The following is a 24,251-nucleotide window of genomic DNA, read 5'->3' on the forward strand; positions in this document are numbered from 1 at the left end:
AGTAAAGAGAAACATGCCTCCCAACAACTATTCCCCATCCTCACAATCCATGAAAGTCGATCGGATCACGGCGGTGCTTGGGCCCACCAATACCGGCAAGACCCATTTGGCGGTGGAACGCATGATGGGCCATGCGGACGGTATTATCGGCCTGCCCCTTCGGCTGCTCGCCCGGGAAATTTATGACCGGGTCTCGGCACAAAAGGGCGCGGCCAATGTTGCACTGGTGACCGGCGAGGAGAAAATCATTCCGCCCCACGCCGTGTATTTTATCTGCACAGTGGAGGCCATGCCGCTCGACCGGGGGTTTGAGTTTCTCGCCATTGACGAAATACAACTGGCCGCCGATCCGGAGCGTGGCCATATTTTTACCGATCGTCTTTTGCATGCGCGGGGGCGTGAGGAAACGATGTTTCTGGGCGCTGAAACCATTCGGCCCTGGATCCAGCGATTAATCCCCGAAGCCTCTTTCATCTCGCGGCCGAGATTTTCAAAATTGACTTATCGTGGACCCAAGAAGATATCCCGTCTGCCACCGCGGTCCGTCATCGTCGCCTTTTCCTCCAGTGACGTTTATGCCATCGCCGAACTGGTACGCCAGCAACGGGGCGGCGCCGCTGTGGTGATGGGGAATCTCTCACCGCGCACCCGCAACGCCCAGGTCGAGCTTTATCAATCAGGCGATGTGGATTATCTGGTGGCGACGGATGCCATTGGCATGGGCCTCAATATGGATATTGATCATGTGGCCTTCGCCGGGACCGTGAAATATGACGGCGCCATATCCCGCCGTTTGCGACCGGCGGAGTTTGCCCAGATCGCCGGCCGGGCGGGTCGGCATATGAATGATGGGACGTTCGGGACAACGGCAAATGTTGAGCCGCTGGAAGACGATCTTGTGGAGAAAATCGAATCCCACGAGTTTGAGGCGGTGCGTCACATCCGTTGGCGCAATCAGAAGCTCAATTTTACAACCGCACGAGACCTGCTCCGATCGCTGGAGAAAAGCCCCGCCATTGAGGGGATGGTCTCGCCGCGGGATCCGGAAGACTATACAGCTTTTAAAACCTTGATCCGCGATGACGAGGTGCGCCAGCACTCACAAAGCTCCAACAAGATACGTCAGTTATGGCAGGTTTGTCAGGTTCCAGATTTTCGTCAGACCATGCATGATGAACATGTCCGCCTGCTCAAACAAATATTTTTGCATTTACAATCGCCGTCGGGCAAGCTACCCAGCGACTGGATTTCGAGCCACCTGAACCGGCTTCAGAAAACCGATGGCGATATTGATACCCTGGCAACACGGATTGCTCATACACGGACATGGACGTATATTTCCCATGTATCTGAGTGGATGGATGATTATAAACATTGGCAGGACGCAGCGCGTAACATAGAAGATAAACTGTCAGATGCTTTGCATGAGCGCCTGACTCAACGATTTGTAGACAGACGCACGGCCATGCTGGTGCGGAAATTGAAAGACAGCAGTCAATTGGAAGCACAGATTAGCGATACGGGTGATGTCCAGGTAGAAGGACATTTCATCGGAACCTTGGTCGGATTGAAGTTCAATGCCGATACCAGCGTCAACAGCACCGAAGCCCGCACTTTGCGGAATGTCGGAAATAAAACCATTGCCGCGGAGATAGCCCTTCGGGCCGCCCGACTGACGGCGGCACCCGATGAGGCGATCACGCTCGATGCGGCCGGAAAGATTTCCTGGGAAGATGCGATTATCGGATCCTTGGTAAAAGGCGAGACCGTCTTGAAGCCGAAATTGCAGCTGCTAGCCAGCGAGCAATTGAACGGTCCGGCGCTGGAATCCGCCACGAAACGCCTCAATGACTGGATCACAGCACAAATCGACACACGCCTTAAGCCCTTGGTTATGCTGGCAGATCTTCCTCTCACCGGGGCGGCACGCGGCATTGCCTTCCAGGTCAGCGAAAATCTCGGCGCCCTGCCCCGTTACAAACTCGGTGACCAGATCCGTAATCTGGACAAAAAAGATTACGGCCGCCTGAAGTTTGGTGGTTTGCGGGTTGGATATGAGCATGTGTTTATGCCCATATTGCTCAAACCCGACCCGACTGCTTTACGCTGCCTGCTCTGGGCCATTCACGAAGAACGCAATCCTATCCCGCCGCTGCCGCCTGCCGGTCGGGTTTCGTTCGAGACCGAGAAAGGCCTGCATTGGAGCTACTATCTGACAGCGGGATATGCCGTCTTCGATAATCTGGCAGTGCGCATGGATATGCTGGACCGTTTGGCCGGCCTGTTGCGGCGCGCTTCCCGGGGCCTAATCGACACGACAGAGCCCGCCAAGACCGAATCGCCTGTGGTAAAAACCGCGGAAACAGTACCTGATTCTCCGAAATCGGCGGCAGATACAGCTGATAAGGCTGAAGAGGCAGAAAAAACTGATGTGGCGCCTGACTTGCCTGTCGAGACGTCAGCGCCAGTTGAAGAAACCGTCGCGGAGACAAAACCTGAACCGGAGGCTGAGGCTAATCCAGCACCGGAAGCGACCCCAACTGATGGCGAAACTGAAACCAAAGAGGCCGTCACTCCGGCCCCGGCAGAAGCAGAAGCAGTAGAAGCAAAACCGGAAAAAGCCCTGGATGGCGACGCCGCGAAAGGCAAGGGCGAGCAGCCCAAGAAAAAAGATCTGCCACGGAACCAGCCGTTTAAACCAACCCATGAAATGCTGTCCCTTGTTGGCACAACCCGCGAGCAGTTTTCCCTGATTTTGGCAAAACTTGGCTATGAGCAGCAAGGCGAAGGCGAGGAAATCACTTTTCGCCGGGTGCCGTTCCACAAACGCAAGCGTAGCGAAAAGCCAAAGCCCAACGGCAGAAAGCCACAGCAAAATACCGCCGGAAAACCGACGTCAAAATCCAAGCCTGCCCATCGCAAACCGGCGCCCCGTGCCCCGGAAATCGATCCGGACAGCCCTTTTGCTATTTTGAAAACGTTAGGCAAAAAATAATTGAATTCAGACAGCGCAGAGCCAAAGGCCCCGACATTACGTGTTGATAAATGGCTTTGGTTCGCGCGGTTTTTCAAAAGCCGAAATATCGCAACAAAACTGGTGCAGGCGCGAAAGTTACGTATTAACAGCGTTCCTGTCGCCAAGGCCAGCGTCAGCATCAAGGCGGGTGATGTGCTGACCTTTCAGCAACAAAAGACCATTCGCGTCATCAAGATTATTGATATCGGAGCCCGGCGCGGTCCGGCGAGCGAAGCGCAAACCCTGTATGAAGATCTTGTCCCGCCGGAGGTGCAGAAACCGGATGTTGTGAAGACCAGGCGATCCGGGCAACGCGACGCAGGTGCCGGACGACCGACAAAAGCAGACCGGCGGGCGCTGGACAAACTTCGCCCGGATCCGGAAGATCCCTAATTCCCTTTTTGCGTCGATTGATTTACAAGAGCGACACAGATAGACAAACGAAGGAAACACCGTGGCAGAAGCAAAAGATTTCGAGCAATTCATTTCCACGTGGAATGACGGCGGTACCGGTTATTTCAAGCTGGGAAGAATTTCGCTGTCCGAAACCTCGAGCAGCTACGCATTGGAAGCAGCAGCAAAGAAATGTGCCAAGGATATTGAAGCCGAAGTGCTATATGCGTGGGACTTGGGCAAAAGCGAAAGTGACGCCTGGTGGCTGGGCTGGGGCGGCTACGATCTTGAAGAGGAAATTCCGTTTCACGCCGCCTTAAGCAAACCGGAAGCCATCGAAAAAATTAAAGCGTTCGATCCGAAGGATAACGAGTTTGAATGTGCATCACTGGATGAATATAAGGATATTCTCTTTAGCGCTTATGACGAAGATCTAACGGCAAAAGATCTCCATCGAGGTTTTCTCGATTGGGTCGGCACTCTCAAAAAAGAAGCCCGATTGACCTTACAGGAAGATTTGACCAGCTGGACTAAAAACGCCGCAAAAGCTTAAAACAAATTGCGAAAAGCGAGCCAGGCTGCGTAAATTCTGGTAACGGTCGTCACCCAGCACATGGCGCCAAAAATCAGGGCAACTTCAACAAAGTAATTGGGCAAGAGGCACATCAGCACCATGGCGACAATGGTTTCCATGCCTTCGGTTAATCCACCGAGGTAATAAAGTGACTTACGGCCGCGAATATCCGTCGAGATTTTATGCTTCTCGGCCATGATCGCATAAGTCAAGAACGTGCAGGCTGTTCCCATAAAACTGAGAATCAGAAACGCCCCCGCCAAGGTATTTTCCGGTCGCGCCCAGGCGAAGGCAAAAACCACGGCGGAATAGAAAATAAAATCACAAACGATATCAAGATACCCGCCAAAATCCGTCAGTAACGAGTGCCGGGCAACCGCCCCGTCCAATCCGTCGAAAATTCGGTTAATGAGGATAAGCACCAAGGCAACGCCGTAATTTTCGGTGACAATGAACGGGACAGCGGCGATACCCAATCCAAAACCGACAATTGTCACCATATTCGCCGACACGCCAAGGGCAGCCACTTTTGTCCCAATATAATTGAGCGGCGGGTCAATTACGTGCCTCAGGGCTGCGTCAAACATGGTCTTCCTTGAATTTCATCTTGATCCAATATCCGTCAAATGAGACAGTTGATGCAACCTAAATAAAAGCTTCTATCGCAGAGGCAAAGACATATCCGGCCGCTCCCGATATTGTGACCGGAAAAAGGGAGATAAATCATGGCACAAACACACGAATTTACGGCAAATATAGACTGGACCGGCGCTGCTGCAGGCCCGACAACCGATTATAAGAACTATTCACGCGACTATAATATCTCCATTGAGGGCCGTCCGGTGATTGCCGGATCTGCAGATCCGGTGTTTCTTGGAAAAGGCGATCGCTATAACCCCGAAGACATGCTGGTCGCGTCGCTCTCGGCCTGCCATCTCCTCAGCTATCTGGCGCTTTGCGCCCGAAAAAAGATTTCGGTCACCCAGTATCATGATACGGCCTGGGGCAAAATGGAGTTGAAAGATGGCGCCCTCCGTTTCACAGAGGTTATCTTGCGTCCCATTATGATCATAAGCCCCGAAAGCGATCTGGACATCGCGCGGCGTTTACATACAGAAGCTCATAAAGTTTGCTTTATCGCTAATTCTGTAAATTTCCCGGTTCACAATGAGCCAACCATTCATGTGGCAAGCTAACTAACTGTTAACCAGCCTGTGGGATGATGAGGCGAAATTTCAAGAACGGGCAACCATGCAACTAAAATTTGAAGCAGCTATTTTTAACAAAGATGTTTTGCAAGCCGTGAGTGATGGCAGCAAACACCGCAATTTATCGGATGATTGGGCGGAAACTCATTATATCGAGTTCTATGCCGCTGATGTTGAAGCAGCCTGGGGGAAAGTCCAGCAAAAATACCGAGCGGATAAAGGGTTCGTTATCAAGACAATCGACGAAGTCTCTTAATATCCTGCGTAATAGGGATTACTGCCGCCGGCATGATCCGTAACGTCCAATACCCGTTCAATAGTCGGTACGGCGCTTTTGATTTCCACTTCAACACCTTGTTTCAAAGTCGCGTCCGCCATCCCACAACCCTGACAGCCGCCGGCCATTTCGACAAATGCTGTTTGATCCTGAATATCGATCAAGGAAATATATCCGCCATGGGCGGCAATAGCCGGATTAATCCGAGTTTCCAATAGAACCCGTATCTGGTTGGCTTCTTCGGTTTGCAGACCCGGCCGTCCTTCATCAACTGTTTCCGTGATATCAACCATGCGCTCAAATTTTACGCGGCTGATTTCGGGCACAAAATGTTTCAGCGTATTCTCAATTTTTATCTGAGTACCGAAGGCAGGGGTCGACAACCCCGAGCTGTCCATCTCCAGAACAACAGTACCGTTCGTCGGATCAAAGGATTTAAACAAGACTTCGCCGCCATCATCTTGGAGCTGCGGCCGAACACGATCATCAACAAGTTCAACAATGACATCAACAATTTTTTGATCGTCTTCGGAATAGCTAGTGGTCGCCTCAGCATCACCGCCAAGCAAAACCGGCAGACCGCTCATATAATGGTCCATAACAGCCGCCAGCACCATCGGCTTAAGTTGTATCCAAAGCGCCTTGTGAGTTTCATCATCCGTCTTGGTAATCGTCACATGATCTTCACCAAGCTCCACTTCTTTCACACCCGGTATATCAAACAGGCGGGCTGCGAGGGGAGATCGTTCACGTCCTTGCTGCGGATCATTAAAGCGTACGGAACCTGAGACCAGAACCTGGCGGCCTGGAAGAAACTGCATTCGATTGTCATCGTCAAGCGGCAAGGTCTGAATAAACATCTACGGGCTCCAGTCCGTTAAAAAAACGGACAGTTAAACAAAACACGATCATCTGCTAACAAAATGCGGGTAGATGATCAAGCGTCAATACTAACATATGTCACTCTTATTGACTTGCAATATGTCCCAAGGCTTTAAATTTGTCAGACCGTCGCCACAGGATTGGCCGGAGAGCCGACGGCACCGGGCAACCGAAGAGGCGGCGCCGTGAGTAAAAAGCGCGACCGATTATTCGTCTTAAGCCAGCTATTCAGCGGCGTAAGATGCCACAGCTCGCCTAAGTGAATACCTAACTTGAATAAGCAATGCTCGTGAATGGGGAGAAAAGCGCAATTACCATGACCTTCCCGCGATGGATGTGCCTCCACCGCGTAATTATCGGCGATCAGCAAAGAAAGCCCCGTGTCGGTTATCCAATTGAGTAGTTTCGGATCGCGTCCATCCAGCGCACAGCAAGAATGATGCAATTTCTCCTTATCTGGCACCCCGTTCATTTCCATAATTTGTTGCGCAAATCCTGTATGCAAGCAGACCATGTCCCCTTCTTCGACGACGACATTATCCGTTTCCAGAACTTGCATTAGATCATCGTAGCCAACCATTTTGGAGTCTCGGCCAAAGGCACCTTCCAGATCTATCATCACGCCGCGCCCCTGAACACCTGCGGCAGCCATATTCTCGATACCCAGACATTCGGCGCCGGACCCGTTTGGATCGTCGGGGCTATGAATATGCTCTCCGGCGCGATATCCATTGTAATAGACAATCTCTGCCACGCCATCGCCATCGGCATCAAATTCTTGGCCGACATGGGCCAGACTGTCCCATTGCGAAGAATACTGGGTATGCAGAACCACGACGTCATCGCAAATTACATCAATCATACTGGGATTATCTTGCGACAAATTGTAATTCATATTGGGTCGATTACCGGATCGGAACGTCGGCGAAAGGGTCGGTGGATAACGACGGGGATTGAGAATATTTCCACCCGGTAAATCAAGCGGGAGACTTAAGCAAAACCGTTCTCCGGTTTTGACTTCTGCCGCTGCCGCCAGGATTTTCTCTGGCGTGACCAAATTTAGACGCCCAATTTGATCTTCATCGCCAAATTCGCCCCAGTTCGAACCTTCTGGTCGCTTTACCCATCTTGGCATTTTTTGCTCCTTTTTATTTTGAATATAGCATAGCCACCCCTTACCCCTCTGCCTAGTCCTGGGGCAGAGAAATGTAACAACTGCTTCGCGAATTGACGTAAGGGAAGCAAACTGATAGCTGTATGTCTAAAATAGAAAAATTCTCGGCATAATAAAAAATGAAAAACGAAGCTGGAACCGCCTTTAAAATTATTGCGACATTATCGTTTGTGTATGTCGCCAGTAATTTCTTTCGATCTTCGACCGCGGTCATCGCGCCGAATATTATGGAGGATCTTGCGCTAAGCCATGAGCAACTTGGGATTGTCGGTGGCATCTTCTTCATTGCCTTCGCATTATTCCAAGTGCCGGTCGGAATCTTCCTCGACCGGTATGGGCCGAAGAAAACCATTTGCGGCTTAATGCTAATCTCGGTTTTTGGATCGTTCGGATTTGCCCTCGCCTCAAATTTTATGGAGCTTTCTGCTGCGCGGTTTTTTATCGGCGTGGGATGCGCCCCGGTTTTAATGGGATCCCTGGTGATAATATCGAGATGGCTACCAGCCCACCGATTTGCATTCTATGCTTCTCTAATTGTCGGCCTTGGCGGCTTAGGCAATATTTTTTCCACCATTCCGACAGCGTTGCTAACTGACTATGCGGGCTGGAGAAACGTCTTCTGGGTAGCCGGTGGATTTACGGCAATCTCGCTGGTTTTTGGATTTCTGATTATCAAGGATGCGCCTGCTGGCCATCCTTTTCATGACCGAAAAGTCGAGAATATAAAGGACACCCTGCGCGGCGTACTAGGTATCATTAAGGATCGTGAATTTCAGTATGCCTTTGCCATAAACCTCATCATATATGCGGTCGTTATGACCATTGTTGGATTATGGGGCGCTCATTTTCTCCACGACATATATGGCCTTGATCTAACTGAACGTGGAAGTATCCTGCTATGGATGATTTTGGCAATGATTGGCGGCAGCATCGGTTATGGCTATCTGGATGGTATCTTCAAGAGCCGTAAACGACTTGTCATCACAGCAGCCCTACTGACAGTCGTTATTTTACTTATATTGGCAGTCATTCCTGTCGTCAGCGTCTGGATGGTTTCTGCGCTACTCATTCTGTTATGCTGTGTTGGTAGCTATGGTGTTCTGATTATGTCCCACGGTCGCGCCATTTTTCCAGAACATCTTTTAGGACGTGGCATCGCCACTCTAAATACTGCTGTTTTTCTAGGTGTCTTTCTAATGCAGGCCATGGGCGGTTTTATTATTGGGCAATTCGTCGAAGACGACGGTTCTGCGCCCCTTATCGCTTACCGGGTTCTGTTCCTAAGTATCGCCGTAATCCTCTTTATAAGTGTCCTGATTTTCAGCAAATCAAAAGATTCAAAGTCTGTACAAAAAAAACCACCGCTTCCCCAGGAAGCACCTAGTTAAGCAGCGGTTCATTACCAAATTTCGGAAAATCAATCGCGATAGTTACTACCCTTGCGGTCCAATATTCGTAAGAGACCTGGCCATTCCAACGTCGTCCGCGAACCGAAGGACTGGAACTGCGACACGGCATGTTCACAAACTTCGCGAGGTGGAATGATAATTTCTGACCCACCGGCCAACGCCTTGATCTGAGCTTCACAAGATTTTTCAAGATAATATATTCTACGGAACGCCTCTGATACCGTACCGCCGACTGTCAATAACCCATGGTTCCTGAGGATCATAGCAATTGAATCACCAAGATCCCGGACCAACCGCTCCCGCTCATCAAGATCCAGTGCAATACCTTCATACCCGTGATAGGCAAGGCAATTATAGAACATCAAGGAATTCTGCGTGAGAGGTAATAGACCTTGCTTTTGCGCAGAAACAGCCATGCCCGCGGTAGTATGCGTATGGAGAACGCAGGCGACATCATGACGGGCGCCGTGAACCGCGCTATGAATAGTGTATCCCGCCGGATTAATCTTGAACGGTGTCTCGTCCAATACATTGCCATCGATATCTACTTTGATCAGACTAGAGGCTGTAATTTCATCAAAAAACAAGCCGTAAGGATTGATCAGGAAGTGGTTATCTTCGCCAGGTACACGCGCCGAAATATGGGTAAAAATCAGGTCTGTCATACCGTAATGTGCGACAAGCTGATAACAAGCCGCCAGATTGACGCGTTCTTCCCACTCTTCGTCGCTTACTTTACCGTGCAGGCTGGGCACCATTTTGTTTATTTTATCTACACCCATTTCCAGTCTCCTTATTATTTAGTTGGCGTGGTTTTTCAGCATATTTCGGGCAATAACCAATTGTTGAATCTGCGTCGTCCCTTCGTAGAGACGTAACAATCGCACATCCCGATAGAATCTTTCTACTTTATACTCGGCCATATAGCCAGCGCCGCCGTGAATTTGAACAGCGCGATCTGCAATCTTTCCAGCGGCTTCTGTGGTGAACATTTTGCAACAGGCTGCCTGCATTGAGATATCTTCATCATTATCATATTTTCGAGCCGCATCCAATGTCATAGCTGTTCCCGCAAATAGTTCCGCCTGGCTATCCGCCAATAAAGCCTGAACCAACTGGAACTCTCCGATAATGGTGCCGAATTGTTTGCGCTCTGCCGCATATCCCAAGGCTTCACTTAATATACGTTCCGACATGCCTGTCGAAACTGAGCTTAAATGCAACCGGCCTCGGTCTAGAACCTTCATTGCCGTGTAGAAGCCCTGCCCTTCTTCACCGCCCATCAGCGCGGATGCCGGAATTCTAACATCTTCGAAGATCACATCGCTGGTCTTGGTGCCCCGTTGGCCCATTTTTTCATCAGCTTGCGTTATGGTCACACCGGGTGTCGCCGGATCTACCAAAAACGCCGAGATTCCTCCCGCCCCTTTTTTATTGGGGTCACTGCGCGCCATTACTGTCAACATCCCGGCCCGTAATGCATTGGTAATATAGCGTTTCGTTCCATTCAGGACATAGTCATCTCCGTCTCTTAGTGCGACGGTACGAAGGGACGCCGCGTCTGATCCGGCTTCCGGTTCCGTCAGGCAAAAGGAAGAGATAATCTCGCCGGAGGCCAAACGCGGCAAATATTGCTGCTTTTGTTCTTCGGTTCCGGTCATCACCAGCCCCTGACTTCCGATGCCAACTGTCGTCCCAATTACAGATCGAAAAGCAACTGAAGCTTTACAAAGTTCGTGAATTATTTCGCATTCTTGAACCATACTGACACCCAGGCCGCCATATTCCTCTGGAATAGACAAGCCGAACAATCCCAGCTCCCGCATTTCCTGAATAATGTCTTCTGGCACATCATTGGTTTCTTCCACAATGTCCTCAGCCGGAATCAACCGCTCGCGCACAAATCGTGCCACAGCATCTTTGACAAGCGAAAAAGTTTCGGTGTCTAGAGCCATCTATAAATCCTTTTATTTTTTATTTTTGTTTGTGAATGATCGGTGTTCTATCACTAATGTTTAGTGCTCGACAAGATTATGCCGTGCCGCACATCACTTCAACGCTGCGCGCCAACCCTACTAAACGCGGCCCCGCTTGTTCCCGAAGGAGCTCCTCTGTAAGCAAATAGGAAGACCCTCCGCAGTTATAGCCGACAATGTCACCTGTTGAATTATCTCTCGCGGCCGCCCCAACAGCATAGAAATTTGACTGCCAATCACCGAGTGATAAGCAATAGCCAAATTCTTCAAAATCTTTTTGTGCGGCTTCAAAACCTTTTTTCAGCAATGGCCAGTCGTCTGCGAATCGTTTTTTTATGTGATCAAGGAAAAAGTCACGCTCACCTTCCGGTAATTTACACAGGAATGCGCGACCGATGGCCGTTATGCCCATAGGTAAATAGGATCCCGTTTCCAATCTCAAGGTACTTTCTTCGCCCCCGCGCACAGTTTCCACATACAGCATATTCAATCTGTCGCGCGTCCCCATAGCGACGCCAAGCCCCATTTGTTTTGCCAGGTCATGCATCAGTGGCCGAGACAATAATCGAAGCTTATTATTCGCCAAATATGTATATCCCAAGGACAAGACAGCGGGAGAAGGTTCATATTTTCCAATACTTTGTCGATAGGTTAGATAGCCAAGCTGCAATAATGTACTGGTAAGTCGGGAGATTGTTGAGCGGGGCAAACCCGTTCGTTTCGCCAACTCGTTATTACCAATTGGCCCTTCTCCCGGACGAAACGCACGCAGTATTTCCAGACCGCGGGCCAAAGAAGTTACAAAATGACGGTCACTGGATTGATTTGCATCACCTTCTATCAAAGCTTTGTCGTTGATCATCTTCTGCCGAACCTAAAATAGATTTACCGCATAAAAACACTTGCGGAATTCTATTCCACTATGCAGAATACCCGCCTATTAGAAAACAAAAAAATAACCATACCAGTTTTCCAGGGAGGAAATAATGGGAATTAGTCTAAGATTAGGCACTGCAGCAGCTGCTGCGTTGTTAGCCCTTACAAGCGTCGCTACTGCCGACGATGTTAAATTACCAGACACAGTCGCATGGAGCGCTTACAATACCGGAACAACCGGCTACAATCAGTCAGTTGCCATCGGCAAAACACTCAAAGACAAATATGGTGTAAGCCTGCGTGTTGTTCCTGGTAAGAATGATATCTCTCGCATGGGACCACTTCGCACTAACAAAGTCCAGTTTGTTGCCAACGGTGGTGGAACGTTCTTCGGATCAGAAGGTGTCTTCAACTTTGCCGCTCCTGATTGGGGTCCACAAAGAATTCAGCTTTTGATTACAGCAACGTCAGATGCGAATATCAGCTTGGGTGTCGCTGGGGATATCGGCGTCAAAACAATGGCTGACTTGAAGGGCAAGCGTGTTGGTATTGTTCGGGGTTCTCCCGCGTTGACAATCGGTGCCCAAGCTCATTTGGCCTTTGCAAATCTGACATTTGACGATGTTGAAGTTGTTGAATTCGGTGGATATGGCGCAATGTGGAAAGGCATGGTTTCCGGTCAGGTTGATGCGGCGATTGCCTCAACAGTTTCAGGCCCAACCAAAAAACTTGAAGCCTCCCCACGTGGCATCTATTGGCCGCCAATGCCTGCAAGTGATACAGAGGGCTGGGCGCGAGTTCATGAAGTAGCCCCTTACTTTGTTCCGCATGTTGCGACACTCGGTACCGGGATTTCCAAAGACAATCCACACGAAGCTGGTGCGTATCCTTATCCGATTCTCATCACACGGGCGGATCAGGATCCAGACCTAGTTTACTCAATGGTCAAAGCCGTACATACGGAATATGACAACTACAAAGATGCTTTACCTGCGATGCCAGGTTGGGCAACAGAGCGCCAAACATTCACGTGGGCGGTACCTTACCATCCTTCGGCGGTTAAATACTGGAAAGAAGTTGGCGCTTGGACGGACCAGATGACTGAACATAATGACGCGTTGTTGAAGCGTCAGGACGTATTGGCAGCGGCTTGGGCGACTATGGCCGGAAAAGATCTTGAAGGCGATGCCTATAAAGATGAATGGATGAAAGTCCGTGGAGCAGCACTCCAAGCTGAGGGCATGAACCCAATCTGGAACTAATACTTTATGACACAAGCAAATGAAGAGAATGGAGAGGTGGCGGACCCGGATTTGGCCCGCCACCGAAACCTTTCCACTGGGTGGCGTGCAATAGTAATTGCCGTCACCGTTATCGTTACCGGACTAGCAGCCAACCAACTTTTTAATACAGGCTTCTTTATGGGAGTCACCTGGCTCGATAATGAATATCAATATGCATTATTTGGCCTGCTTGTCCCGATCGTCTTCCTGATCTTTCCGGCGTCAGCAAAAGCGTCCAGGAGCTATGTTCCCTGGTACGATATACTTTTTGCCGCCGTTACCTTTTTCCTTCTGCTTTTCTTCTTTCTCAATGCTGAGAAAATTCTTGATAGTGGCTGGGAAATGGGCGCACCGGATTATATGGTCATTCTCGGACTCGTTCTCTGGGCTCTTGTTCTGGAAGGTACACGCCGTGCCGGTGGCACGGCCCTTTTTGTTATCGTCGTCATTATATCACTGTACCCACTTTACGCTGAGGTTATGCCGGGCCCCATATCCGGTTTGAGCAGCAATTTAGCAGATACTACGGCGTACCACACGCTTAGTGCAGAAAGTATGCTTGGCATACCCATGCAAGCGCTGGCCAATCTGGTAATCGGGTTTTTGATTTTTGGCGTCGCGTTGACCCATACAGGCGGGGGCAAGTTCTTTATTGATCTAGCCTTCTCGTTACTTGGCCATGTCCGCGGTGGACCTGCGAAAGTAGCGATTTTCTCCTCCGGCCTGATGGGCTCAATGAGCGGTAGTGTTATTACAAACGTTATCACAACGGGCGTTCTGACAATTCCAGCTATGAAAAAAACAGGTTTCAAATCCGCCTATGCTGGTGGTGTTGAAGCCTGTGCGTCGACGGGCGGTGTTCTTATGCCGCCTATCATGGGATCGACAGCCTTTATCATGGCTGTTTTTCTAGATGTTCCTTACATCACTATTGCGGTTGCAGCGATTATCCCCTCCGTTTTGTATTATCTGGCTTTGTTCATCCAGATTGATGCTTATGCGGCACGAAATGATATGCCAGGTCTTCCTAGGGAACAACTTCCCAAAATTGGTGAAACAATTCGTAAAGGTTGGCATTTCGTTGCTGTTTTCGTTCTGCTGATTGTTATGCTGGTATATCTCAAGCAGGAAGTTTTGGCACCGTTCTATGCCACCGCCCTCCTGATTGTGATCAACCAAATATTCCCGCACACGCGCTGGACTATGCATGATTTCATCGAATTCATTATCTCTGCTGGAAAACTCCTTGCTGAAATCGCCGCTATTCTAGTTGGTGTTGGTCTCATCGTGGGAGCGCTTTCCATTACAGGAATGGCGGGAACACTGGTGAATGATCTGATCTTTATTGCCGGTGGTAATATTTTGATTTTGCTTTTGATGGGTGCAATTACCAGTTTCATCATGGGAATTGGCATGACCGTGACAGCCGCTTATATTTTCCTGGCGATTGTTTTGGCTCCAGCCCTTATTCAGGGCGGTCTGGATCCAATGTCAGTTCATCTGTTTATTCTGTATTGGGGCATGGTTTCCTTTATTACGCCACCAGTTGCTTTGGGAGCTTTTGCAGCAGCGACAATTGCAGGATCTAGCCCGATGCGGACTGGCTTTGAAGCCATGCGACTTGGATCTATCATCTACTTCGTTCCTTTCTTCTTCGTTCTCGACCCCGCTTTCATCGGAAACGGAGAATTTGGACGGACCGTGCTATTGTTTGTTTCGGCGGTTGCCGGCGTGACTCTGGTCGCCAGTGCTCTGCAGGGGTATTTGATGGGAATCGGAAATCTACATCGCAACTTGCTGGGTTGGCCAATTCGCATTTTAATGATGATTGGCGGCTTAGCGCTAGCGACACCGGGAGGAAGTGATCTAATTCCCTACAGTGATTTCGAGCTGGCGCTTTTCTGTCTCCTTACGGCAGGTTCTGCTGCTTTGGTCGCTTTCTTGATCAATCGACGAATGGACAATGAGGTAGCGATACCTTAACAAGCCCACTCTTCACGAAACAAACCGCCGCCAAAAGAAATTTTGGCGGCGGTTTTCTTATTGATGTGCCTTTGATTTATGACGTAAACTACCACTGATATCCTTTGTACAAATTAGGTTTTGTAAGCATGAAACGCGGCGTTATTATCTCCGTCACTTTATTGGTTCTACTGTTTTGCGGAGCTATTGCCTATGTCTATAGTTCCATCGGCAGCGTTATACAGGGCGCTGTACAAAATTACGGCTCGGAAATTACAAAATCACCAGTGATCGTAAATGAAGCAGATTTTTCTCCCGCCTCAGGCGATGCTGCGATATCCAACTTGATCGTTGGCAACCCCGTCAACTTTAGTCCGGACAACGCCTTCTCATTTCCCAGCATCGTTTTGCAAATCGACCCTGAGACCATCAGCCAGAATACAATGATCATTAAGCGGATCAAAATCGAAGCACCAGAAATTATTTACGAAATCACAGAAGACGGAGACAATCTTCGCGCTATCCGGAAAAATATAATGGCCGCCGTCGACCAGGAAAAACTTCAAGCGGTCGGCGCCGCAAATACTCAAGAAAAGAAGTTCATCGTAAATGACGTCTATATTTCCAATGCCGTTGTTATTGTTCAAGCAGCAGGATTGACAGGGAACAAAGTAACGGCAGTACTGGACGATATTCATCTTCAAGATATTGGGCGGGATCAAGATGGTATAGGCCCGGCGGCTCTCGTCGACGAAATCTATACCCCTCTTCTGCGCGCCGTAACCGTGGCAGCCGTGTCGACGGACCTAAATCTAACCGATCAGATGCGTAACATTGTCCAAGGTGCAGCTGATGAAACAGATGGGGCAATTGATCGCCTGAAAGAGCTTTTCAAAAATTAAAGTTGCTGAGCTGTGTTCAAATCGGCATAAAGATTAACCAACAACTGTTTGTTAGGGAAAATCTGTGACCGAAAAAACCGCCACTAAGGAAGAAGGGCAATATCGTAGCGATAATCGACGACAGGAGTTGATGGCTGCTGCGGCTCACTTATTTAATCAACGTGGATACGACGCAACCTCAATGCGCGACATCGCGCGCGAAGCTGGCATGCTCGCGGGTTCCATGTATTATCATTTCCCTTCAAAAGATGATTTGATTATCGCGACCTATGATGAAGGCAAACGGCTCATAAGTAATTCTGTCATCGATGCGACTGAAGGTATCACTGACCCGTGGGAACGCCTTACTCATGCAGCAGTCGCGCATATGAATACTTTATTTGGTGGTAACAATTTCTCCATCCTTCTTTGTGCGGACATATCACGTACTTCCCCGACCCTACGCAGCCGACTTATCGAAATTCGAGATAGCTATGATAAACTTTTTATGGACTTGATCGAGGAGTTGCCACTACCGGAAGGGATCGATAAAGGGTTGCTTCGCCTAAGCCTGCTCGGTTCCTTAAACTGGTCAAGCAGCTGGTACCGGCCAGGCGGACAAACGCCAGCGCAGATCGGTGAATTTTTTGTCCGAATTCTCAAAGAGAAGCTTGTTTAGCGTCATATCAATAACGATTAACACAGTAAAAAATTGTTAAATTAAATTTTCTACATTTATTTTATATGAAATAGACTTGTAATTTGCTGTTAGCGACGATATGTATGCTGCAGCTGAGCTGTTCCTGCTTGTTCTTGGAAAAAGCCAGCACTGAACCATATACTAATTTGAACCCTCGATCCGAATATAAAATTTCAGGCGATATAGGGCGTTGATTACTGATTAGAAAACGCGCTAAACTGCTAGATAAGGCCAATTATAAATCTTGACGAAGATATTCGGGTATAACGCGAGTAAGTAAGTTGAACGAATTAACAATAAAAGCAGGCCCTAGCTCCTCTGAACGTAAAGAGGTTCCGTCCGTCGTAATACGATTTGCGGGAGACTCTGGTGACGGCATCCAAATAACAGGTAGCCGTTTTACCGACACGACAGCACTGGCTGGAAACGACCTGGCGACCTTTCCTGATTTTCCAGCAGAAATTAGGGCTCCCATAGGAACAACATTTGGTGTTTCTGCTTTTCAGATCAATTTTGGCTCCCGGCGAATTGAAACGCATGGCGACGTTCCAGATGTTCTGGTTGCGCTTAATCCTGCAGCATTAATGGTGAATATCGCCCGTCTTAAAATCGGCGGTACGGTCATAGTCGATAGCGGGACATTTACAGATCGTAACTTAAAAAAAGCTGGTTATGTCGCAAATCCACTGGAAGACGGATCACTTGACGCCTTTTCGGTTTTAAAAATAGACATAGCGAAACTAGTTCTGGAAGCCGTGAAAGAATTTGGTCTTTCCCAAAAGGAAGGCCTACGTTGCAAAAATTTCTGGGTATTAGGACTGGTATTTTGGATTTATGGCAGAAGCCGTAAAGACACAGTTGAGTGGCTAAACACCAAGTTTGCCAAACGACCTGAAATTGCTAATGCTAATATTGCTGCGCTAAACGCCGGCCATGTATTCGGAGAAGTATCGGAGCTTGGCGATGGAATTGAGCTTTATTCGATCCCGGCCGCGGATATGCCTCCGGGACTTTACAGAACGATCACGGGTGGCGAGGCTCTTGCTTGGGGTTTGGTTGCAGGTGCCGAACTTGCAGATCTGAAAATTTTCTTCGGATCGTATCCTATTACACCTGCATCTCCCATATTGCATTCGTTGGCAATGTTGAAACAATTCGGTGTCAAAACCTTTCAAGCTGAAGATGAAATTGCAGCCATTTGTTCTGCCATCGGCGCTTCCTATGCTGGAGCGTTGGGGATTACGTCCTCTTCAGGTCCTGGTATTGCTTTAAAAGGCGAAGCCATAGGGCTCGCGATTTCAACGGAACTTCCGCTGATCATTGTAAATTCACAGCGGGCAGGCCCTTCTACTGGATTACCGACTAAAACTGAACAATCTGATCTTTATCAGGCAGTCTATGGCCGGAATGCTGATGCACCGCTTGTTGTCCTTGCTTCCAGAAGTCCGGCCGATTGCTTTGATGTGGCCATTGAAGCCTGCCGGTTAGCCGCAAAATATATGACACCTGTTATGCTTTTGACAGATGGATATATAGGTAATGCCGCCGAACCGTGGCTCATTCCGACTGTCGCTGACAAGAAACCGTTTCCTGTAAATCGTGATATCGACCCCGATACTTTTATGCCGTTTTCACGAGATCCCCAAACTCTAGCGCGGCCTTGGGCCGTTCCAGGAACGCCTGGTTTAGAGCATCGGATTGGCGGTATTGAGAAAGAAATCGGAACTGGCAATATTTCTTATGAGCCTGCGAACCACCAAGAAATGACAGACACCCGCCGTAATAAGATTTTGGGAATAGCGAAGGATATTCCGGCACAAGTCGTAGATACCGGCGGCCAAACAGGAGACCTTGCTGTTGTTGGTTGGGGATCGACCTATGGTCCCATCAGCCGTGCAGTGAATAACAAGATTGCCGAGGGCAAAAAGGTTTCGCATATTCACTTGCGGCATATTTGGCCGTTCCCCGAAAACCTTGAAAGTCTTCTTCATGGGTTTGAAAAAATCATTGTCCCGGAAATGAATGATGGCCAGCTCAAAACCGTTTTACGGGATCAGTATTTGATCGATGCAGTACCCGTCAACAAAGTGACTGGCCAACCTTTCAAGATTACGGAAATTGAAGACGTTATAGATGCGGCGTTGGAGAGTTAAAATGAATATAGCTGTACCAAGTGAAAAACTGAAACCCGCAGATTTTGCCTCCGACCAGGAAGTTCGATGGTGCCCAGGTTGTGGTGACTACGCAATTTTGAAGGCCGTTCAACGGACATTACCCGATTTGGATACGCCGAAAGAAAAATACGTATTTGTTTCCGGTATCGGATGCTCCTCGCGATTTCCCTATTATATGTCAACATACGGTTTTCATACTATCCATGGCCGCGCGCCAGCTTTTGCCACTGGAATTAAAATAGCCAATCCAGATCTCGACGTTTGGATGGTAACTGGTGATGGAGACGGCTTCAGTATTGGCGGTAACCACATGCTTCATGTTCTGCGGCGGAATGTAAATATTCAAATTCTACTCTGCAACAACGAAATTTATGGATTGACGAAAGGTCAGTACTCGCCAACATCGGAAATTGGTTTACGAACACCATCTTCCCCTACTGGTTCCGTTGATCGTCCGTTAAAACCGCTGGTTTTCACTTTGGGGGCCGGCGCTCGATTTGCTGCGCGCGGCTATGATACTCAGAAAACACTGCCGGAAATCCTAAAACGCGCTCATGCTCACCAGGGAACATCCATGGTTGAGATCTTACAAAACTGTATTGTGTATAACGACGCGGTCTTCGATAATATTCTGGCGCGGGATGTTGCCGCGGACAAACAAATACACCTGCAGCACGGTCAACCTCTAATTTTTGGTGCCGACAAAAACATGGGCATACGATTAAATACTAAAACTCTGACATTAGAAGCCGTAGTAATCGGTGAAAATGGCGTTACTGAAGACGATATTCTGGTTCATGACGAGAAAAACCGGGCACTTGCGTCGATGTTGGCGGAGATGGACGGTCACGAACTGCCTGTTGCAATGGGTGTTCTTTATTGCGACCCAGCAGAAACCTATGAAAATGGAATAACTCATCAAATGGAAATCGCCCAGGAAGCAGCAACGCCTTCTATTGATGCGTTGCTGCGCAAAGGTCATACTTGGCAAGTTTAGGTTAGGTGTTTTCGGTGACAAGGCCCGCTACTGAGTAGTCGGGCTTTTTTTGCGTATTTTGCCATGTTGGAGTACGCTCCATTTATGGAAAATAAAGGATCAAAACAAATCCTCCTCTCCCGCAGAGAAGAGCTCCAGTCAATTATGCAAGCAAGCGCAGAAGACAGCAAACCTGTAGAGCTTGATCAGTCTCGGGTCGGTCGGCTATCACGCATGGATGCGTTGCAAGGTCAGGCCATGGCACAAGAAACCGAGCGACGACGTCAGAACGAATTATCCAGAATAGATTCCGCGTTAATAAGGGTGGAGACCGGCGATTACGGTTTTTGTACCAATTGCCAGGAAAATATATCGGAGAAGCGACTGGAACTGGATCCAAGTACACCCTTATGTATTGACTGCGCTACCGTCAAATAAATCTATTCAATCGGGCTTTTTAGATTGTGACGTTTTGCGCTGACTTTTCTTTTGGAAATAGTTCAAGCCAGCAACTATCGCCCATATAGGAACAACTATTACTGCACCAAGTAAAATATAATCCGCCGCCCAACGTACTGTATCAAGGGCTGTCGCGTATATTTGACCAATAGTTCCCGTCAAATCTTTGAGTAGATCAAGTGGAGTAATATCAAAAAGCGTCAAGCACCAACCGACAAAAAAAGAGCCGATGACTAGCTTCAATATTAGTGATCCCACGTTTTTTGGCATATACATCCCTAACAAAATAATCTCAAAGCAGGTCTTTCTTCACCGGCATACCCTACTAATCATATAGACAGCCCCAGTATTGTTACCAGAAATATATTTTGTTTATCCATAGAATGGGTGAATTTGATCTTTATTATCAGCCCAATTATGTAATGCCGTTTTGCACATTCTGCGACTGTTGATATAGTACGGATATCTTTACTGTCTATTGGAGACAACCAAATGTCGTTGAAGTTTCGTATTCCAGCCGGCGAGAAAATTATTGTGAATGGTGCCGTTTTAACAAACACCGGCAACAAAGCCATGCATTTTTCCCTTGAAAATGACGCCGCGATAATGCGGGAACGGGATATCCTGCTGCCTGACGCCGTCGAAACACCTCTGCAGAATGTCTATATGTTTGTTCAGCTGATGTATATCGAACCAGATAATCACGCCAATCACTACAAGAGTTTCCAGGACGCGGCGCAAGTTGCCTTTCTATCTACGACTGACGTCACAGTTCGCGGGTTGATATTTGAGATCGTTGGCTTAGTGGGCGAAAAAAATTATTACTCCGCCCTCAAGTTACTGCGCAAAAATATGAATAGTGATCAAACTGACGCTTGAATCGACTTTCCGTAGAGTTCAATCCATCGTTAAATCAGTCTTGATTCAACAAAATTCAGTTTTCGTCTATCCAATTTTATTCTGAAATTCCGTAACTCAAAAAAATATTCAAAAATATTTGATCCTCATATCTAGTGATATACGTAGGGAAATACTGGATTTTGAGCTCTTTAATAGATTTACACTGCTGTAAAACTCCCAAATATGGCGGCGATTAACTTTTTGTTAGCAAATGCCGGAGATAGTCAATCCACGGTTTCGAAGAAAACCGGGGCTCGAATGAGCTGATTGGTCGCAATAGCGACGTCTCTAAAATGAGGATTTATATTATGGCTTCAATTAATACTAATGCCAACGCAATGTCTGGCCTGCGCATGCTTAACATGACGCAAACCGCTCTTTCAAAAACACAAACGATGCTTGAGACTGGTCTTCGTGTCAGCAGCGCAAAAGACGCGCCTGCTACCTTCGTGATTGCCCAGGGCATGCGTTCTGATATTGGCGCTTTGGGCGCCATCAGTGAAGGTATCGCCTTCGGTGAAGCTACTATTGGTGTTGCGATGGCTGGTGCCACATCTATTCTTGAACAGTTGACTGAACTGGAAACTCTTGCCACTCAAGCTCAAAACGGTGGTCTCGACGATTCAATTCTTTCTACACAGGCTGTTGCGGTTCTAGCACAGATTACTGCGATTACTGCTGGTTCAGAGTTTAATGGCGTGAATCTGATTAATAACGCCGGTACAGATGTACTGACCGTTCCAACAGATTTGGCTGGAAGCACTTTGACTTATACTGCGACAAATCTGGATGCCGCCACTCTTGCACTGACAACAGACTTCTCGACAGCTGCAAATATCACAACGGCACTTGGATTTATTACTGCTGCGCAAACAACTGTTGGTGCCGCATTGACACAAATTGGTACAACTGCTAGTCGCTTGGAAAGCCAGGGTGAATTTACCCAACTACTGACTGACTCAATGAAAGAAGGTCTTGGTGCCTTGGTTGATGCAGATATGGCTGCTGTTGCTGCTGAATTGACTGCATTGCAGACAAAAGAACAGTTGAACGTTCAATCACTGAGTATCGCCAACCAGGCTCCTCAGACGATTTTGTCACTGTTCCGTTAAAATCTTACAATCTAAAGAAGGCGGTCCTCGTGGCCGCCTTCTTTTTGTTAACCCCCTCTTTACCTGTGTTGCGCTAAAATAAACGCCGAACAATGTTGAGTCAGGTCTGGATATGCAAGTATCAGGAAACAATAACCCGCTGCTTTACTATAAGTTAGCGTATGAGCTAAAGGAATCCCAAACGAAGGTGTTTGAGGCCCAGCCAACGGTGGTGCGTGACCTGGTGACTTTCAGCGAAGATATTACCAATATCAAATCTGTTGAAGATCTGATGAAAAATCGAATTGTCCTAAATATGGTTCTTTCTGCTTTCCAGCTGGAAAGCGAAATTGATAAGCCCGCCATGGTCGAAAAAATCCTGACGGAGTCGCCGACAGATGACGAGAGTCTGGTTAATCGATTGGTTGAACCGCGCTGGACGAAACTCGCGGAGGCTTTATATCCGTTGAACAACGATCCGGATTTTTTTCAGAAACAGGAAAATGTTGATGCCATATTGACAGGATATAAAACCAACGAATACGAGAAATTCCAGGGCGAAAATGCCGATGGTGTGCGCGAAGCAATGTATTTCAAACGGCTTGCTGGTGGTATCGAGACAGTTACCCAGATAATAGCGGACAAGGCAATTATGAAAGTTGTCCGAGTTGGCCTCGGGCTCCCGGAAAGTTTTCAAGCTCTCTCATATGATCAACAGTTAGAACGGCTTGAGAGAATGATCGATGTTGAAGATTTCCAGGATACAGAAAAAATCGACGAAATGATCGACCGGTTCCTAATCTTCACGCAAATTAATAATAACGATCCAACAGCTAACCCCATGCTGTCGCTCTTCCAACCTATTGGAAATGGCGAATTCGTAGGCCCAGCTCCGATCCAGATCGATTTCTCCGTATAACCATCTCTTCGCCAACCCTCATTTTCTAGACGGCCTCGAACCTAAACAAATCGCTCTTCAGCGCCATTTTTTCCTGTAAATACAGAGAAAATTATACCTAGCAACAGGACATATCTGTCCTTTCCGGCCTTCATTTACTCCTCCTTTTTCATCATTTTTCGCAGTTTTACGGGGATTTTAAAAACTGGCACGCCCTTTGCTTCTATCGTTGTGAATAATTCCTGCAATTTAGGTATTGCGCTTTAAGACACGACAGGAGAATACAATGGGTCTTTCTATTAATACTAATCCTTCAGCCATGGCGGCGTTGCGGACGTTGTCTTTGACACAGAATGCGTTGTCATCCACTCAGAGACAAATTGAAACTGGTCTGAAAGTAGCCGAGCCAAAAGACAATCCGGCATCCTTTACAATTGGCCAGGCAATGCGTGGTGACATCGCCAGCCTTGAAGCGATCGAAGAAGGTCTCGCTTTTGGTCAGGCGACAGTCAGCACCGGGAATGCGGGCGTGTTGCAAATTTCAAACGCTCTTATCGATATCAATCAAAAAATTACGCAGGCTTTCAACGACGGATTGGATGTCACCATCCTCCAGGCGGAAGTTGACGCACAACTTGCGCAAATTACCTCCGTTGTTAACGAAACCGTCTTTAACGGTGTCAATCTAATCGATGGTGTGAGCCCAGCTCTGGATGTTCTAACCGGGCTTGGCGGTGTCACACAAACCATTGCCAATCAGGACTTACGTCTTGCAACCTTGGGAATCGCGACAATTGACCTGACAAACCCAGCAGCAGCGCTAATCGCATTGAATGGCGCAGAGTTACTTGTCGGTACTGCGATGACAGCCCTAGGCACCGCCGCAAATAGTTTTGACAGTCAAGCGGAATTTACTCAATTGCTTACTGATAAGCTCAAAGAAGGCCTTGGTATTCTTGTTGATGCAGATCTTGCTGAAGCGAGTGCCGCACTTCAATCTCTACAAACCAAAGAACAATTGGGCATCCAGTCATTGGCTATTGCGAACTCACGGCCACAGTCAATTCTACAGTTATTCCAGTAAAAGTAATATTTTCGTAAGAAAATTCTCTAATACTGTCAGTATGTATTACAAGGGATAA

Annotated in this window: 24 protein-coding genes; 17 read left to right on the top strand and 7 right to left on the bottom strand. The window is 48.0% G+C overall.

All coding sequences use genetic code 11. The features are described from left to right. Positions 1-13 precede the first annotated feature (13 nt). The 3 genes from V7723_RS07235 to V7723_RS07245 all read left to right on the top strand — a co-directional run bounded on the left by V7723_RS07235 (position 14) and on the right by V7723_RS07245 (position 3,962). Positions 14-2,995 (top strand): helicase-related protein, encoded by a 2,982-nt coding sequence (locus V7723_RS07235; RefSeq protein ID WP_335683780.1) that lies wholly within the window; start codon positions 14-16, stop codon positions 2,993-2,995. Beyond that, complete coding sequence (locus tag V7723_RS07240; RefSeq protein ID WP_335683781.1) at positions 2,996-3,409, top strand: RNA-binding S4 domain-containing protein; 414 nt, start codon at positions 2,996-2,998, stop codon at positions 3,407-3,409. A gap of 61 nt (positions 3,410-3,470) precedes the next feature. Then, positions 3,471-3,962 carry a hypothetical protein gene (locus V7723_RS07245; protein ID WP_335683782.1) on the top strand — a complete coding sequence of 164 codons (492 nt, stop codon included), beginning with the start codon at positions 3,471-3,473 and terminating at the stop codon, positions 3,960-3,962. Here V7723_RS07245 and V7723_RS07250 read toward each other — a convergent pair. Continuing rightward, the gene (locus V7723_RS07250; protein WP_335683783.1) at positions 3,959-4,570 is read right to left on the bottom strand and encodes a CDP-alcohol phosphatidyltransferase family protein; all 612 of its coding nucleotides are present in this window, start codon (positions 4,568-4,570) and stop codon (positions 3,959-3,961) included. The two genes, V7723_RS07245 and V7723_RS07250, sit on opposite strands and share 4 nt — an antisense overlap. A gap of 138 nt (positions 4,571-4,708) precedes the next feature. On the opposite strand from V7723_RS07250, the gene V7723_RS07255 reads away from it, so the two are divergent. Beyond that, positions 4,709-5,179: an OsmC family protein gene (locus tag V7723_RS07255; protein ID WP_335683784.1), complete on the top strand. Its 471-nt coding sequence runs from the start codon at positions 4,709-4,711 to the stop codon at positions 5,177-5,179. 55 nt (positions 5,180-5,234) lie between these two features. Beyond that, entirely contained in the window at positions 5,235-5,447 is a 213-nt protein-coding gene (locus tag V7723_RS07260; RefSeq protein ID WP_335683785.1) for a hypothetical protein, read from the top strand. Here the strand turns inward: V7723_RS07260 and V7723_RS07265 are convergent. Together V7723_RS07265 and V7723_RS07270 are read right to left on the bottom strand one after the other, a co-directional pair. Then, positions 5,444-6,328 carry a NifU family protein gene (locus V7723_RS07265; RefSeq protein WP_335683786.1) on the bottom strand — a complete coding sequence of 295 codons (885 nt, stop codon included), beginning with the start codon at positions 6,326-6,328 and terminating at the stop codon, positions 5,444-5,446. The genes V7723_RS07260 and V7723_RS07265 overlap by 4 nt on opposite strands. A gap of 143 nt (positions 6,329-6,471) precedes the next feature. Next, on the bottom strand, positions 6,472-7,485 hold the full coding sequence (locus V7723_RS07270; RefSeq protein ID WP_335683787.1) for a cyclase family protein: 1,014 nt from the start codon (positions 7,483-7,485) through the stop codon (positions 6,472-6,474). Positions 7,486-7,643: 158 nt separating this feature from the next. On the opposite strand from V7723_RS07270, the gene V7723_RS07275 reads away from it, so the two are divergent. After that, positions 7,644-8,912: an MFS transporter gene (locus V7723_RS07275; RefSeq protein ID WP_335683788.1), complete on the top strand. Its 1,269-nt coding sequence runs from the start codon at positions 7,644-7,646 to the stop codon at positions 8,910-8,912. A gap of 29 nt (positions 8,913-8,941) precedes the next feature. Here the strand turns inward: V7723_RS07275 and V7723_RS07280 are convergent, their stop codons facing one another. The 3 genes from V7723_RS07280 to V7723_RS07290 all read right to left on the bottom strand — a co-directional run bounded on the left by V7723_RS07280 (position 8,942) and on the right by V7723_RS07290 (position 11,771). Then, positions 8,942-9,715 carry a class II aldolase/adducin family protein gene (locus tag V7723_RS07280; protein ID WP_335683789.1) on the bottom strand — a complete coding sequence of 258 codons (774 nt, stop codon included), beginning with the start codon at positions 9,713-9,715 and terminating at the stop codon, positions 8,942-8,944. Between the two features lie 18 nt (positions 9,716-9,733). Next, positions 9,734-10,888, bottom strand: coding sequence for an acyl-CoA dehydrogenase family protein (locus tag V7723_RS07285; protein WP_335683790.1), 1,155 nt, complete (start codon positions 10,886-10,888; stop codon positions 9,734-9,736). A gap of 76 nt (positions 10,889-10,964) precedes the next feature. Beyond that, positions 10,965-11,771 (bottom strand): IclR family transcriptional regulator, encoded by an 807-nt coding sequence (locus V7723_RS07290; protein ID WP_335683791.1) that lies wholly within the window; start codon positions 11,769-11,771, stop codon positions 10,965-10,967. Positions 11,772-11,895: 124 nt separating this feature from the next. Between V7723_RS07290 and V7723_RS07295 the strand changes: the two genes are divergently transcribed. The 7 genes from V7723_RS07295 to V7723_RS07325 all read left to right on the top strand — a co-directional run bounded on the left by V7723_RS07295 (position 11,896) and on the right by V7723_RS07325 (position 20,199). Next, positions 11,896-13,047: a TAXI family TRAP transporter solute-binding subunit gene (locus V7723_RS07295; protein ID WP_335683792.1), complete on the top strand. Its 1,152-nt coding sequence runs from the start codon at positions 11,896-11,898 to the stop codon at positions 13,045-13,047. Positions 13,048-13,053: 6 nt separating this feature from the next. Next, positions 13,054-15,051 (top strand): TRAP transporter permease, encoded by a 1,998-nt coding sequence (locus tag V7723_RS07300; RefSeq protein WP_335683793.1) that lies wholly within the window; start codon positions 13,054-13,056, stop codon positions 15,049-15,051. A gap of 128 nt (positions 15,052-15,179) precedes the next feature. Further along, positions 15,180-15,932, top strand: a complete 753-nt coding sequence (locus tag V7723_RS07305; protein ID WP_335683794.1) for a hypothetical protein — start codon at positions 15,180-15,182, stop codon at positions 15,930-15,932. A 64-nt stretch (positions 15,933-15,996) separates the two neighbouring features. Continuing rightward, positions 15,997-16,590, top strand: a complete 594-nt coding sequence (locus V7723_RS07310) for a TetR/AcrR family transcriptional regulator (RefSeq protein ID WP_335683795.1) — start codon at positions 15,997-15,999, stop codon at positions 16,588-16,590. A 302-nt stretch (positions 16,591-16,892) separates the two neighbouring features. Then, complete coding sequence (locus V7723_RS07315) at positions 16,893-18,764, top strand: 2-oxoacid:acceptor oxidoreductase subunit alpha (protein ID WP_335683796.1); 1,872 nt, start codon at positions 16,893-16,895, stop codon at positions 18,762-18,764. Position 18,765: 1 nt separating this feature from the next. After that, positions 18,766-19,782, top strand: coding sequence for a 2-oxoacid:ferredoxin oxidoreductase subunit beta (locus V7723_RS07320; protein WP_335683797.1), 1,017 nt, complete (start codon positions 18,766-18,768; stop codon positions 19,780-19,782). A gap of 84 nt (positions 19,783-19,866) precedes the next feature. Next, on the top strand, positions 19,867-20,199 hold the full coding sequence (locus tag V7723_RS07325) for a TraR/DksA family transcriptional regulator (RefSeq protein ID WP_335683798.1): 333 nt from the start codon (positions 19,867-19,869) through the stop codon (positions 20,197-20,199). 6 nt (positions 20,200-20,205) lie between these two features. Here V7723_RS07325 and V7723_RS07330 read toward each other — a convergent pair whose 3' ends face one another. Then, positions 20,206-20,463: a DUF6460 domain-containing protein gene (locus V7723_RS07330; protein ID WP_335683799.1), complete on the bottom strand. Its 258-nt coding sequence runs from the start codon at positions 20,461-20,463 to the stop codon at positions 20,206-20,208. Positions 20,464-20,712: 249 nt separating this feature from the next. Between V7723_RS07330 and V7723_RS07335 the strand changes: the two genes are divergently transcribed. The 4 genes from V7723_RS07335 to V7723_RS07350 all read left to right on the top strand — a co-directional run bounded on the left by V7723_RS07335 (position 20,713) and on the right by V7723_RS07350 (position 24,193). Next, positions 20,713-21,099 (top strand): flagellar biosynthesis repressor FlbT, encoded by a 387-nt coding sequence (locus tag V7723_RS07335; RefSeq protein WP_335683800.1) that lies wholly within the window; start codon positions 20,713-20,715, stop codon positions 21,097-21,099. Positions 21,100-21,428: 329 nt separating this feature from the next. Continuing rightward, positions 21,429-22,232, top strand: a complete 804-nt coding sequence (locus V7723_RS07340) for a flagellin (protein WP_335683801.1) — start codon at positions 21,429-21,431, stop codon at positions 22,230-22,232. 112 nt (positions 22,233-22,344) lie between these two features. Further along, on the top strand, positions 22,345-23,130 hold the full coding sequence (locus tag V7723_RS07345; RefSeq protein ID WP_335683802.1) for a DUF1217 domain-containing protein: 786 nt from the start codon (positions 22,345-22,347) through the stop codon (positions 23,128-23,130). Between the two features lie 265 nt (positions 23,131-23,395). After that, positions 23,396-24,193 carry a flagellin gene (locus V7723_RS07350; RefSeq protein WP_335683803.1) on the top strand — a complete coding sequence of 266 codons (798 nt, stop codon included), beginning with the start codon at positions 23,396-23,398 and terminating at the stop codon, positions 24,191-24,193. Positions 24,194-24,251: the final 58 nt, after the last annotated feature.

This window comes from Sneathiella sp., assembly GCF_036960985.1.
In the GTDB taxonomy this organism is placed as follows: Bacteria; Pseudomonadota; Alphaproteobacteria; order Sneathiellales; family Sneathiellaceae; genus Sneathiella.